The sequence below is a fragment of the Streptomyces sp. AC627_RSS907 genome (genome assembly GCF_019049165.1).
Genome location: NZ_JAGMUE010001163.1, coordinates 1 through 583, shown reverse-complemented (window position 1 = coordinate 583; position 583 = coordinate 1). Strand labels below are relative to the sequence as shown.

General features: G+C 74.6%; 1 protein-coding gene. It reads left to right on the top strand.

Features of this window, described 5'->3' with window-relative positions:
* The coding region (locus tag KUM32_RS40855; RefSeq protein WP_254406784.1) for a DUF5926 family protein at positions 1-583 on the top strand (583 nt) is incomplete at both ends.

The following is a 583-nucleotide window of genomic DNA, read 5'->3' as shown; positions in this document are numbered from 1 at the left end:
AACTGGTGCAGCGCCCGTTCGAGGGGCTGCCCGGCGAGGCGGACTGGGTCGCGCTGCGCGAGCTGGTGCCCGCCGCGACCGCGGAGCTGCACCTCAAGGGCGGGCTGCCGGACGGCGTTCCGTCGGTCACCCTCGCCACGGTGCTGCCCATGGCCTGGCCCGCGCTGCGCCGCGACGACGGCGCCGTGCTGCTCGGCCTCCAGAACGACACCACGTCGGGCGACCTGAGCCGCGACCTGGCGAGCACGTTGCGCCGCGCGCTGACCGCCGAGCCGGGCACGCCCGTCGCGGCCGGCGACAAGCGGGGCGCCGGCTGGGCGCCGGGCGACGGGCCGCGGCTCCAGGACCTGCTGGACCTCGACCGTCCCTTCGAGCCGGTGGTGCACCAGGGGTTCGAGTTCTGGATCGAGGACGCGGAGAACGCGAGTGCCGAGGTCAGCGCGTCCCTGGAGCGGGCGAACGAGGCCGCGATCCCGACGGTCCGGCTGACCGGCGTCGAGTCGGCGTACTGGTGCGAGACGCCGGACAAGAACCACCTGCGCTGGGTGATGACCCACCCGGAGGAGAAGCTCCTCGACGAGCT